Here is a 12,933-nt window from a genome sequence, read left to right as displayed (position 1 = left end):
TTCATCGTTTTTATAGTTCAATCATCGCCTTTAACTTTTAATTCTTTTAGAAGTTTACCTATTGAAATTAATAATAAATAAAAAATTAGTAATAAAGCCGTCGTCCCCCAGATATATGCAAAATTTGGAATCACATAAGAGTAAAGATTATTATCTTCATAAGGAATTTCTAGTTCCCAGAAAGTAAAATGAATACCACCAGAAAAGCATATAATTATCAGCCACATCTGGGGGAAAAACTCAGCAAGCTTCTCCATCAAGTAGCTATAACCTTTAGGGTTGTTGTATGCCAAAAAGAATATTCCCGTTGCAGCCGCAACCAATAGAGCTGTATATAACTTTTCCAAAATGCACTCCTATGCGAGAAATACCGCCTCAGCATTAGAGGCGTTAGTATGTTTTCTAAAATTTTTTCTATAGCTTCACTACTGAAATAGTTTGTTTTGCACATGTTTTTAGTTTAGGACGAAAGTCAAAAAGAATTTACCGATCCTATTCCTTCTACAACCCTTAACGATTTTGCTGGGCGATAAAAGCAAGCGAGTGCTGATTAAATAAGTCAGGGCGTTCCACATTACAAACATGGCCACAATGGTGAATAGTTTGCAGTACGCTATTTTTATGACGCTTAACCATTTCTTTAACAGGGCCAAGGAACATATGATCCTCCTTACCCATAATGTACAGAATAGGTATATCAATGTCTTTTTCTTTGAAGTACTGCATTAAGGGGTTTACGTCCATGGCTAATTTAAACCATTTTATAAACTCTTTTTGGCACAAGCGTTTTGCTTCACGAACAAACAAAAGTCGAGATTCTTTATGGCGCTTTTTAGGCATCATAATAAAAGCAAATAAGCGATACAGCCACATATAAGGCAAGAAGTGTTTAAAAGTATTACCTAAATAAACCAATGTATTACTGCGAGTATTAAAACGAGTAACCGCTCCACCTAGCACCATGCTAGAAACATATTGCGGCGCAATTTCAGCAATATTTCTAATAATAATTGTGCCCAATGAAATACCAACAAAGTGTGCGCTGGTGATATTGTTATGATCTAACACATCGATAATGTCTTTAGAGACATTATTAAATGAATAATTATTATCAACAAAGTTTTGTACTAAGTTATTCGATTTACCGTGACCACGAAGATCTAGCAACAACACATTATATTCTTTTTTATAAGCTTTAAGCTGACGAAACCAAATTGCCGAACTACCACCTGCTCCATGGACAAATACAACCCATGTTTTACTGGTTTCGTGCGCAAAAGTAGTATGGAAAAGAATTTCTTTGCTCATTGCAGTTAGCGGCCTATTTACTTCGTTTGGCATATTCAATTGTAGGAAGTATAACGGAGTTTAATAAAAATCTCTTATGAAGTTGAGATCAATGGCTTCTACTTAACAGCTTTTGAGAGCAGACTTTGATTTTTAAATGAAAACCAATAAAAATGACCTTCCCCTATTTTTACGTTATGAAAACCGCCTTCCTCGGCTTTTCTGCTAGCATGACCTATAGCGTGTTGGGTTTCGCTTCGCTCTACCCAACCTACTCTTCAATTATAATATGGGTGTTGCCATTTAAGGCTTTTGCTCACTTTTACACCGCTGTTTCGTATTCATGACACTTACCCTCCAATTGAGTCTAATTAATTAGTCTAAAAATCTCTTCAAAACATGAAAAATGTCTCTAAAAACTATACCCTTCGGCGCAGTTATTATTTAAATAATGGATGAGCACACACACATGACAACATCTCAAGATGCAACGCTTTCAAATGCATCACCAAACACACACACAAATTCAAGCAAAAATTCAAATACAAAAACTAAATGGAACCTGCACGATACGCAGTGGACATTAAGTTTATTTGGTACCGCCGTTGGTGCGGGTATTTTATTTTTACCTATTAACATTGGTATTGGCGGTTTTTGGCCGTTAATTATTATGGCGTGTTTAGCGTTCCCAATGACCTTTTTTGCGCACCGTGGACTAGCACGTTTTGTACTGTCGTCAAAAAATAAAGATGCCGATTTTACCGACGTAGTTGAAGAACACTTTGGTGTGACTGCGGGTCGATTAATTTCCTTGTTGTACTTTTTATCTATATTCCCAATTTTGCTTATTTACGGTGTGGGTTTAACCAATACTGTTGATAGTTTTATGGTTAATCAAATGGGGATGGAATCACCTTCTCGCGTGCTACTTTCGGGTGTATTAGTTGCAGGTATGATTAGCTTAATGATGGGCGGCGAGCGCTTAATGCTACGTGCCTTTGCTATTTTAGTTTATCCGCTTGTGGGCATATTGTTCTTTTTATCACTTTATTTAATCCCTAGCTGGCAGATGCCAGATATGACTGTGCCTGAAATAGGCAGCTTTGGTAAAACGTTGTGGTTATCGATTCCTATTATTGTGTTTTCGTTTAGCCACGCAGCGGCTATCTCAAGCTTTGTGAATGTGCAACGCGGTCATTACGGCGAACAAGCTACACGTAAGTCTGAGGCGATTTTAAAGCGCACTAGCTTGCTACTTATTACCTTTGTACTGTTATTTGTATTTTCTTGCGTGCTGTCGCTTACAGGCGAACAAATGGCGGCGGCTAAAGCAGCTAACGTGTCGGTTTTATCCTACCTGGCTAATATTACTGATAACTCGTTTATTGCCACACTTGGGCCACTTGTTGCCTTTATTGCTATTACATCGTCGTTTTTGGGGCACTTCTTAGGTGCACGCGAAAGCTTTACAGGTTTAGTAACTAAACAAACAGGCTTAAGCGCTGGCGTTACCGATAAAATTGGTGTGTTAATCATGTTTTTAGCTATTTGGTTTTGTGCAGTTAAAAACCCAAGTATTTTAGACATGATGGATCAGTTGTCAGGCCCTATCATTGCAATGATTTTATTCATCATGCCAATGATTGCAGTTTATAAAGTACCTGCACTTAATAAATACCGAAATCGCTTTAGCACGCTATTTATATTAGCGATTGGCTCACTTGCTGTATTTGCACTTTTATACAGTATGCTTAAGTAATAAAACTGTTTATACAAAAGCCCGGCTACTTATTAGCTGGGCTTTTTTGTGTGCAGTTTATCTCAAATTGTTTTTTTATAGTCGCTCTTCAGGCATGTTATAAATTAACTAGCCTAAAAATAAAACAATTATGCACTTTACTAAACAACTCCTACTTTACGTAAGCTTGCTAACTACGCTTGTTTTAAGCCTCTTTGTTAAAGCTGATGACGCTCCCGCTATTTTATCGATGAAAGAGCGCGCTGCGTTTATAGATAAAATAACTGAGCTTAGAGTTAATACCTTAATGCCCTCATTAATGAAGCAGCACAACACTGATATGTGGCTACTTATAAGTCGTGAATATAACGAAGATCCAATATTAAAAACAATGCTGCCTGCAACATGGCTTTCAGCCAGACGCACCACGATTTTACTATTTGCACTTAATAAACAAGGTGGTGTTGATGCTTACGCTATTGCGCCTTATAAAATAGGTAACGTATTTAAAAAAGGGTGGGATAAACAAACACAACCTAGCCAGTGGCAGGCACTCAATACACTTATTGAGCAATACAAACCTCGCAACATTGCGCTTAATACTTCTACCGACTGGGCACATGCCGATGGCCTTGTGCTAGGCGATTACAAAACCTTAATGGCTAACTTGCCCGCCACTTATCACAATAAAATAATTTCTGCCGAGCCGCTTGGTGTTGCGTGGTTAGAACAACGCATTCCTGAAGAAGTTAAAATGTATAAACATATTGTCGCTATTGCCCATCATATTATTGCAGAGGGGTTTTCGGGTAAAGCAATTACGGTTGGTGAAACAACTAGCGATGACTTGGTATGGTGGTTTAGAGAGCGCGTAAAAGAGCTCAAACTACAAACATGGTTTCACCCAAGTGTTGCTATTCAGCGCGCCGATGCGAAGTCGTTTAATCATGAAGAAAGCTTTACCAATGGCTACGATGATAACGTTATACAAGCCGGTGACTTACTTCATGTAGATTTTGGTATTACTTATTTACGCTTAAATACCGACACGCAGCAGCATGCGTATGTGCTCAAAGAAAACGAAACGAGTGCGCCTAGTTACTTAGTTGAAGCACTAAAAAGCGGTAATAAACTACAAGACATATTTACCAGTCAATTTGCGGTAGGTAAAACCGGTAATGAGGTTTTAGCTGCAGCACGAAAAGCCGCTATTGAGCAGGGATTAAAGCCCACTATTTATACCCATCCTCTTGGCTATCATGGCCACGCTGCTGGCACTACATTAGGTATGTGGGATTCTCAGCAAGGTGTACCGGGAGATGGTGACTATCCGCTACATTTAAATACAGCTTACTCAATTGAGCTTAACAATGCTGTGTTTATAAAACAGTGGAATAAAGAAATAAGAATAATGCTAGAGGAAGATGCTATTTTTGATAAAAGCGGTGTCTGGTATTTAAATGGCCGACAAACACAGCTATTGCTTGTAAAATAAAGCATAAAAAAATGGCGCTCATTGAGCGCCATTTTTAATTTAATTCGTTGCTATTATTCTGTATCTGGCAGGTTACGGCCATAGAATATTTCTTGCATTTCACGGGTCAGCTTTGAGCGAATTTCGTCTTCTTCGCCCTCAGATAAATCTGCCGTAGAAAGGCCGAACAAATACGTGTTTAGATCGGTTTCTTTTAACATCATTTTGGTATGGAACAGGTTTTCTTGATACACGTTCACGTCCATCATTTGGTACGCTTCTTTTGTATCTTCTGTCATGAAGTTTTGAATCGAGCTAATAGCATGATCAATGTAGTGCTTAACACCGTTTATGTCGCGGGTAAAACCACGAACGCGGTAGTCAATTGTTACTACGTCTGATTCAAGGCTATGAATTAAGAAGTTTAACGCTTTAAGTGGCGAAATAATGCCACAAGTAGACACTTCAATATCAGCACGGAATGTACAAATACCATCATCAGGGTGAGCTTCTGGGTATGTGTGTACACAAATGTGGCTTTTATCTAGGTGCGCAACAACTGAATCAGGTAATGGGCCTGGTGCTTCGTCAGCATCGTAATTTTGCTGCTCTTCTACTGGTTCTTCTGAAACCAAAATAGTTACACTTGCGCCTTGCGGTTCATAATCTTGGCGCGCTACATTTAAAATGTTAGCACCAATAATATCAACAACTTCACCTAAAATGTCGGTTAGTCTATCTGCACTGTACTGCTCATCGATATATTCAATATATTCTTTACGTTGTTGCTCGGTCTTTGCGTAACAAATATCATAAATACTAAAGCTTAAACTTTTGGTTAAATTGTTAAAGCCATGAAGTTTAAGTTTATCGAAGGGTTTGTTCATAATAAACCAACCTATAAATTAGTGGGTTCTGCACCTGCAGAATGAAAAGTTCGCGGATTTTATACGAATTTCCCTCGTGGAAAAAGCGTTATTTTGCTTGATCTTGCACAACTTCGTGGCTATGCGTAATTTCTACTGTTTTATCAAGCATTAATGCAACTGAGCAATACTTTTCAGCAGAGAGTGAAACGGCGCGTGCAAGGTGCTTTTCAGACACATTATTGCCTTTAACAACAAAGTGTAAGTTGATTTTGGTAAACACACGTGGGGCTGTTTCGGCGCGCTCTGCACTTAGTTGTACTTGTACATCTGAAAAATCTTGTTTGGCTTTTTTTAAAATACTAACCACATCAACTGATGAACAACAGCCAACTGACATTAAAACCATTTCCATTGGGCTTGGTGCTGCACTATCGCTGCCGCCATCAAACACAACATTGTGGTTAGAATTAGAACGACCAATAAACGTATCGCCTTCAACCCATTTTACATTTGCTTGCATTGTTATATCTCAAAAAAATATTTTCTTGATTGTAAGCAAGTTAGCCGTAGTTGCAAATGAAAATGCAACGCAGGGCTATAAAATGGCTAAGATTGTTGTGTTAAAGCGCTATCAAAGAGGTTTTTTACTAAACCTGCAAATTCATCTATAAAGGCATGCTGTTCAACCGTGACAGGCTGTGAGGTGATGCTGCTGAGGACTTCTTCTAAATCGTAAACAATGCCATCAACTTCGCGTACAATTTGACTACGCTGCTCTGTGTTGAGGTTTGTGTGCTGCTCGCAAATGAGCATCACATTTTGTGCAATAACGTCTTCGATTAATTCCATTACTGTTGGGGCACCTGGTTTTATTTCGCCTGGCTTCTCAAACAATGCTAAATTTTGAGTTAGATACATGATCAAATCATCGTACCCTTGCCTATCTAAAACCATTTTTGTACCACCTTTGTATAATTAATTATTTTTGATTTAAGCAGAAAGCGCTGTTGATTGCTAGCTTTGCGCGTTAGCAATACAAAAAAAGCAGCCGAAGCTGCTTTTATAATAATTAAGTAGTATTACTACTTAATCTATTTTTAAGCCTGGGCTTAGTGTTGCTGGCATAGCTACTTTTTCAAGCTCTACTGAAGCAACTGGGTATGCACAGTAATCGGCTGCGTAATACGCGCTTGCTCTGTGATTGCCCGATGCGCCAATACCACCAAACGGTGCTGCGCTTGATGCGCCAGTAATTGGGCGGTTCCAGTTAACAATACCTGCACGAATACGACGTAAGAAGTGGTCGTAATCTGCTGCACTGTCACTTAATAAACCAGCCGATAAACCAAAGGTTGTATCGTTTGCTTTATCAATTGCTTGGTCAAAGTCGTCAAAGCGGAATACTTTTAAAAGTGGTCCAAAATGCTCTTCATCTGGGAAGTCACTAATATTTGTACACTCAATAATACCTGGTGTTACAAAGCCAGTATTAGCTGTGTGCTCAAGTTCTACTAATACTTCACCACCAAGTTCAACAAGCTCGTTTTGCGCTTTAACCATACCCGCAGCTGCAGCTGATGAGATCATAGAGCCCATAAATGGCTGGTCTGCATCGTCATAATTACCTACTTTAATCGCTTTAGTTGCTGTGATTAAACGCTCCAGTATCACATCGCCTTTGCTACCCGTTGGTAAAAATAGTTTACGTGCACACGTACAACGCTGGCCACTTGAGATAAACGCTGATTGAATAATATCGTGAACAACCGCTTTAGTATCTTCAACGTCAGTAATAATAAGTGGGTTATTACCACCCATTTCTAGCGCTAAAATTTTGCCAGGTTGACCCGCAAACTGTTCATGTAAAATATGACCAGTACGCGAAGAACCCGTAAAGAACAAGCCATCAATACCTTTGTGAGCAGCAAGGGCTTTACCCGTTTCTACTTCACCTTGTACAAGGTTAATGACACCTGCTGGTAAACCTGCTTTTTCCCACAGTTTAAGCGTAAGCTCAGCTACTTTAGGAGTAAGTTCAGACGGTTTAAACACAACCGTGTTACCTGCTAAAAGCGCTGGCACAATGTGGCCATTAGGTAAGTGACCCGGAAAGTTATACGGACCAAATACGGCTACAACACCATGTGGCTTATGACGAATCATCGCACGGCCAAGTGGCATTGCGTTTTCTACGTCGCCAGTGCGCTCTAAAAATGCTTTTTCAGAAATGGCAATTTTACCAACCATAGCACCCGCTTCTGTGCGAGTTTCCCACAGTGGCTTACCTGTTTCTTGTGCAATAGTAATAGCGAGCTCTTCGCTGTTTTCTTTTAATTGCGCTGCAAATGCTTTAATTATTTCTAAACGCTCAGTAAAGCTTTTATCAGCCCATGCATAAAACGCTTCGCGCGCTGCATTTACTGCGGTGTCTACTTGCGCCGCAGTTGCCGATGAAGCCTGCCAAATAACGTCGTTATTTGCAGGGTTTACTGAATTAAATTCTGTGCCTTGGCCTTGTGACCATTGACCATTTATAAATTGTGCAGGATGAGTCATATACTTTCTCCTAAATTAAATCGTGGTTGCACTAACAATATCGCCAGTTTGCAAATGCAGTGCATCTGCTATTTCTTGCGATAAAATAAGGCTTTTCGCGCGCTCGTCAAATGTCATTGGTGCAACGGTTGCTCTAAAATCTTCAAGCTTTTCGTTAGCTAGTAACACCATGGTGTCGCCAGTCATTTGGCCTATTTCAACTTTAAAGTTATGCGCATTACGAATAGTCGCAATGTTATCTACTTTTGCTTCAACCGTTGGGCCGCCGTCAAAAATATCTACGTAGCCATTAAACGTAAAGCCTTCGCTTTTTAATAACTCGATTGCTGGGCGAGTGTTGTCGTGTACTTTACCTATTACGGCTTGCGCATCTTTACTTAGCAAGTTTACGTAAATTGGGTATTTAGGCATTAGTTCAGCAATGAAAACCTTTTGGCCAATACCTGTTAGGTAATCGGCTGTTGGAAAATCCATTGAGAAAAAGTGCTCTTCAAGCCACTGCCAAAAAGGGCTACTGCCGTTTTCGTCAGACACACCGCGCATTTCTGCGATTACTGTTTGCGCAAAACGCTCTTGATGCTGTTTTATAAACATAAAGCGCGCTTTTGAAAGTAGCTTACCGTTACAATTTTTACGATAACCATCTTTTAAAAACAATGTGCAAAGCTCTGTAGCACCTGTGTAGTCGTTACATAGCGTTAGAATATCAACCGCTTTGTATACGTCTAATGTGCGCGAAGAGTGAATCACTTTACTTAAGTGATAATGATAAAATGCATCATCAAGCCCTACCGCAGCTTCAATTGCAGATGTTCCTACAACTTCACCGGTTTCGCTATCTTCAAGAACAAACAGGTAGCCTTCGTCACCAGGTTGTGACGTTTGTTTAGCAAAAGAGCTTACTGAATGGTCGATCTTTTTTTGCAATAGTTCTTCGTTTAATGGCAAAGACGTAAAACCATGCCCTGATTCGTGGGCAATTTTCAGTAATGCTGAATAATCATTTTGCTGGATTGGGCGAAGGATCATCATGAGTCCGCTTGCTCCCTTATAAATAACGGTAAATAGGAATTGCAGGGCAAGCGGTGCTTGCCCTTAATTGGTTGGCTTAAGCCGCTTATGCGTTTACTACGCTTGCTACTGCTTTTTCAAAGCGTGCCATACCTTCGCGAATGTCCGCTTCAGGAATTACTAAAGATGGAGTGAAACGTATTACATCTGCACCAGCAACTAATGACATAAGGCCTTGCTCAGTCCCTGCCACTAAAAACTCTTTTGCACGACCTTTATATTGCTCGTTCACTACTGCACCAATTAATAAACCTTGGCCACGGATTTCGCTAAATACGTTGTATTTTTCGTTAACCGCAGTAAGTAGTTCATTAAATAATGCTGCTTTAGCTTTTACGCCAGCAAGTACTTCTGGGGTATTTACTGTATCAAATGCAGCTTCTGCAACAGCACACGCAAGCGGGTTGCCGCCATAAGTAGAACCATGAGTACCTACTTTAAGATGCTGTGCAATTTCAGTTGTTGTGATCATAGCGCCAATAGGGAAACCGCCGCCAAGTGCTTTAGCTGAAGTTAAAATATCAGGTACTATGTTTAAGCCTTGGTATGCGTATAAATCGCCAGTACGGCCAACACCAGTTTGAACTTCATCAAAAATAAGCAGTGCGTTATGTTTAGTACATAAATCGCGAACGCCTTGAGCAAACTCGTCAGTTGGTGAAACAATACCGCCTTCACCTTGAAGAGGTTCCATCATTACGGCACATGTTTTGTCGCTGATAAGCGCTTCAAAAGCAGCTAGGTCGTTGTAATCACAATGTACAATGTCGCCAGGCTTAGGACCAAAACCATCTGAATATGCAGCTTGGCCACCAACAGTTACGGTAAAGAATGTACGACCGTGGAAACCTTTGTTAAACGCGATAATTTGTGATTTTTCTGCGCCAAACTTATCAAGTGCAAAACGACGCGCTAATTTAAGCGCTGCTTCGTTTGCTTCTGCGCCTGAGTTGGCAAAGTAAACTTTTTCAGCAAATGTCGCATCAACCATTTTTTTAGCTAGGCGAAGTGCCGGCTCATTGGTCATTACATTTGATAGATGCCAGATTTTTTCGCCTTGCTCTTTTAATGCGCCTACTAATGCAGGGTGGCAATGGCCAAGACAGTTAACTGCAATACCACCAGCAAAGTCGATAAACTCTCGACCTTCTTGATCCCATACGCGAGAACCTTCGCCTCGAACAGGAATTACGCTTGAAGGTGCGTAGTTAGGAACCATTACGTGATCAAATAATTCGCGATTGACTGTCATTTTATTTCCTCTTAATTGTGAGCAACACAAAACATCAAAATAGGTGTTTGGTTAATATTTGTAACCAACTTTATAGGCAAGATCAGAAATCTGATAATTGCGCAAAATTGCTTTGTGGTTCAATTTTCAGACGCACATTATTTCAGAATTACTTATATCTGTCTCGTTAAAAACTTTCATGTATCCCTTGAGAATAAAGGGCTAAAGATATTATTTCATAGATAGTGAATAACTATTTGCATAGCTATTTATGCTTATTTTTAAACAACTAACCGCATGAGCACCAAGGCGCGCATGCTTTAATCGGCAAATATGCAATATAACAATAGAGTGAGAATGAATGGTTAGTCGCAAAAAAATTAACAAAAAATTCAGATTTTTAGTCAATTTGAATAGCTAAATTGGTAAAATTACTCGATTGGAGGGTTTTTAGTTCCGTTTTAGTGAACTTAAAGTACGAAAACCAGCTTAGAGTTTCATCAGCCTCAATAAGTTGATGCTCTTTTAAATTAAGATATTGAGAGTAGCAACGTGCCTTTAGCATTACTTCTGTTAATGGCAGTAATGTATCGCCTTTATCTACCCCATTTACTAGCTGCTGCATGACACCTTTAAACGGTAAATATTTAAAAGCCATTTTGTCTATTACTTTGGCGCTTACTTCTATCGACTTATTGCTAAGTAGAGTGGTTAAAAATAGCGGGTCGGGCTGTAGCTCTAATAATGCGGTGTGTAAATCTTTTTGGTTTTCATTTCGGGCTAACTGCACTTTGCGTTGCCATACTTTCTCAAACGTTTTTAAGTACAAGCGCACTAATGCAATTCGCCCTACATCTAAAAGCATACCAAGGGTAAATGCATGTACGTCATTCACATTATTAATTTGTGCAATTTTTTGCGCAGCAATCGCGTTTGCCATCGCGCTGTCGCGTAGCCGGCGTTTTAATAATGAAAATGGTTCGGTGCTATGTGGCATCCAATGACGGGCAGCAAATGTAGGAATAACAAGCTGTAAGTTATCAAGGCCAATATAACGAAGGGCAAGCGATGGTTTATCTACTTTTACAGACGTATTTTTACTACGCTGATTACGATAGTAAGGTAAATTAACGAGCGTTACTAATTCTCTACCCAACCAGCTTATATCATTAACCAGTGGCTCTAAACGTCCTACCGACGCCGACTTTACAGCTAATATATCGAGTATATTGGCAATACCATCTTCAATACCTATAGTGCTGTGAATTACACCATCTATATCTTCGAGCTGCTTATATATAGCTGTTTCAATTGTTTTGTGCAGTTGCTCACTCGCTTGAGCGCGGTACTTATGATGTGCAGTACTGCTTTGCTGGCGTTTATTCTGTGCGGCCACTTCAACCTGAAGCAAAGTGCGTTGCTTCATGGGTTCGCCGTAATCTATATCTAATGTATGAATGAAACCAATTTGCTGATGCGCAAAGCTGTGCCCAAGCAATAAGTCATGAGCCCGTTGGCTTAGTATTTTGGCAGTACGCTGTTGCGCTACAAGTTCAGTCATGACATCCATTAATAAAGTATTAAATGCTCTGTGTATTATAACATTAGAAGCGAGTTAAAAAGTTATCAAGCAGTTCTAAGCCTTGATCAGTTAGAATAGCTTCGGGGTGAAACTGCACACCTTCGATTGCTAGTTCTTTATGAAGTAACCCCATAATTTCGTCAAACTCGCCTTGCTCAGTCTGAGTCCATGCGGTTACTTCAAGTTCTTTAGGTAGAGTTTGATCTTTAACCACTAAAGAATGATAACGACATACTGTTAACGGGTTAGCTAAGCCTTTAAACACCCCTTTATTAGTATGAACTATGGGTGATGTTTTACCGTGCATTACTTTTTTAGCACGTATTACATCTCCCCCTAAAGCTTGCGCGATAGTTTGATGCCCCAAGCAAATCCCTAAAATAGGATATTGCCCTTTTAGTTGCTCAACAACATTTAACGAAATACCCGCTTCGTTAGGCGTGCATGGCCCCGGCGATAACACGATGTGCTGCGGGTTTAACTGTTTTATTTGCGCAATGCTTAGCTCATCATTACGTTTTACTAAAACGTCTTGATCTAAACGCTGAAAATATTGCACTAAGTTGTAAGTAAACGAATCGTAGTTGTCGATCATCAACAGCATTACACAACAGACCTTATAAATTATTGACCACTTACTTCACACAAGTGGTACTAAGCGCTGCATTCTACCACTATTAATTAGTCAACATAAATTAGCAAAAAGCGTTAAAAATTAACTCTTTTTGCTAAAAGCTCTTTAAAGTCTCTAGTGGGTACTGGTTTACTTAACCCGAACTCTGCTTAAGAGATTTATTAACGTATTAAATCATGATGATATTTAAATTTATTTTCTCTAGCCAGAGATACCTTGCAGCTTGAGCAATAATATCGAGCTATAAGCTTTTCGCGAGTAGTTAACACTCCTATTTAGGCTGTATACCCCAACAATAAATTATTGACCCCTAAAGTACGTGCGTTTATTGATCGCTCTGTTAAATACTTTGGTGAAATGCCTTACTGAGCAAAATAAACAGATTGTTTGCTCTACATCAAATTAGCGGCTCAATGGTTGAATTATATCTATGTAAGCCCCAGTGTATTATATGAAAGGCAGTAATTCACTTATACAACTCACTTACTTGT

At 39.5% G+C, this 12,933-nt stretch carries 12 protein-coding genes; 2 read left to right on the top strand and 10 right to left on the bottom strand.

Annotated features, from left to right (window positions below; genetic code table 11):
* Positions 1-17: 17 nt before the first annotated feature.
* Both I6E72_RS12355 and I6E72_RS12350 read right to left on the bottom strand, forming a co-directional pair.
* Positions 18-347: a hypothetical protein gene (locus I6E72_RS12355; protein ID WP_039488582.1), complete on the bottom strand. Its 330-nt coding sequence runs from the start codon at positions 345-347 to the stop codon at positions 18-20.
* 163 nt (positions 348-510) lie between these two features.
* Positions 511-1,308 carry an alpha/beta fold hydrolase gene (locus I6E72_RS12350; RefSeq protein WP_007580097.1) on the bottom strand — a complete coding sequence of 266 codons (798 nt, stop codon included), beginning with the start codon at positions 1,306-1,308 and terminating at the stop codon, positions 511-513.
* 448 nt (positions 1,309-1,756) lie between these two features.
* On the opposite strand from I6E72_RS12350, the gene I6E72_RS12345 reads away from it, so the two are divergent.
* Together I6E72_RS12345 and I6E72_RS12340 are read left to right on the top strand one after the other, a co-directional pair.
* Positions 1,757-3,046 carry an aromatic amino acid transport family protein gene (locus tag I6E72_RS12345; RefSeq protein ID WP_197112469.1) on the top strand — a complete coding sequence of 430 codons (1,290 nt, stop codon included), beginning with the start codon at positions 1,757-1,759 and terminating at the stop codon, positions 3,044-3,046.
* A gap of 130 nt (positions 3,047-3,176) precedes the next feature.
* Positions 3,177-4,520, top strand: a complete 1,344-nt coding sequence (locus I6E72_RS12340) for a M24 family metallopeptidase (RefSeq protein WP_197112467.1) — start codon at positions 3,177-3,179, stop codon at positions 4,518-4,520.
* A gap of 53 nt (positions 4,521-4,573) precedes the next feature.
* Here I6E72_RS12340 and speD read toward each other — a convergent pair whose 3' ends face one another.
* The 8 genes from speD to I6E72_RS12300 all read right to left on the bottom strand — a co-directional run bounded on the left by speD (position 4,574) and on the right by I6E72_RS12300 (position 12,412).
* A complete protein-coding gene (gene speD / locus I6E72_RS12335) occupies positions 4,574-5,386 on the bottom strand; it encodes an adenosylmethionine decarboxylase (protein ID WP_007376266.1) in 813 nt (270 codons plus the stop codon).
* Positions 5,387-5,474: 88 nt separating this feature from the next.
* Entirely contained in the window at positions 5,475-5,888 is a 414-nt protein-coding gene (locus tag I6E72_RS12330) for an OsmC family protein (protein WP_002958863.1), read from the bottom strand.
* 86 nt (positions 5,889-5,974) lie between these two features.
* Complete coding sequence (locus I6E72_RS12325) at positions 5,975-6,322, bottom strand: DUF3802 family protein (protein WP_007580087.1); 348 nt, start codon at positions 6,320-6,322, stop codon at positions 5,975-5,977.
* Between the two features lie 132 nt (positions 6,323-6,454).
* On the bottom strand, positions 6,455-7,924 hold the full coding sequence (gene astD / locus I6E72_RS12320) for a succinylglutamate-semialdehyde dehydrogenase (protein WP_007580085.1): 1,470 nt from the start codon (positions 7,922-7,924) through the stop codon (positions 6,455-6,457).
* A gap of 15 nt (positions 7,925-7,939) precedes the next feature.
* Positions 7,940-8,956 carry an arginine N-succinyltransferase gene (gene astA / locus I6E72_RS12315; protein ID WP_197112465.1) on the bottom strand — a complete coding sequence of 339 codons (1,017 nt, stop codon included), beginning with the start codon at positions 8,954-8,956 and terminating at the stop codon, positions 7,940-7,942.
* An 85-nt stretch (positions 8,957-9,041) separates the two neighbouring features.
* On the bottom strand, positions 9,042-10,247 hold the full coding sequence (locus I6E72_RS12310; protein ID WP_024600070.1) for an aspartate aminotransferase family protein: 1,206 nt from the start codon (positions 10,245-10,247) through the stop codon (positions 9,042-9,044).
* Positions 10,248-10,626: 379 nt separating this feature from the next.
* The gene (locus I6E72_RS12305; RefSeq protein ID WP_197112464.1) at positions 10,627-11,787 is read right to left on the bottom strand and encodes an HDOD domain-containing protein; all 1,161 of its coding nucleotides are present in this window, start codon (positions 11,785-11,787) and stop codon (positions 10,627-10,629) included.
* A 43-nt stretch (positions 11,788-11,830) separates the two neighbouring features.
* Positions 11,831-12,412, bottom strand: coding sequence for an anthranilate synthase component II (locus I6E72_RS12300; RefSeq protein ID WP_165722195.1), 582 nt, complete (start codon positions 12,410-12,412; stop codon positions 11,831-11,833).
* Positions 12,413-12,933: the final 521 nt, after the last annotated feature.

It is taken from the genome of Pseudoalteromonas sp. NSLLW24 (genome assembly GCF_015864725.1).
GTDB classification, from domain to species: domain Bacteria; phylum Pseudomonadota; class Gammaproteobacteria; order Enterobacterales; family Alteromonadaceae; genus Pseudoalteromonas; species Pseudoalteromonas arctica.
This window is presented reverse-complemented; position numbering and strand designations above follow the sequence as displayed.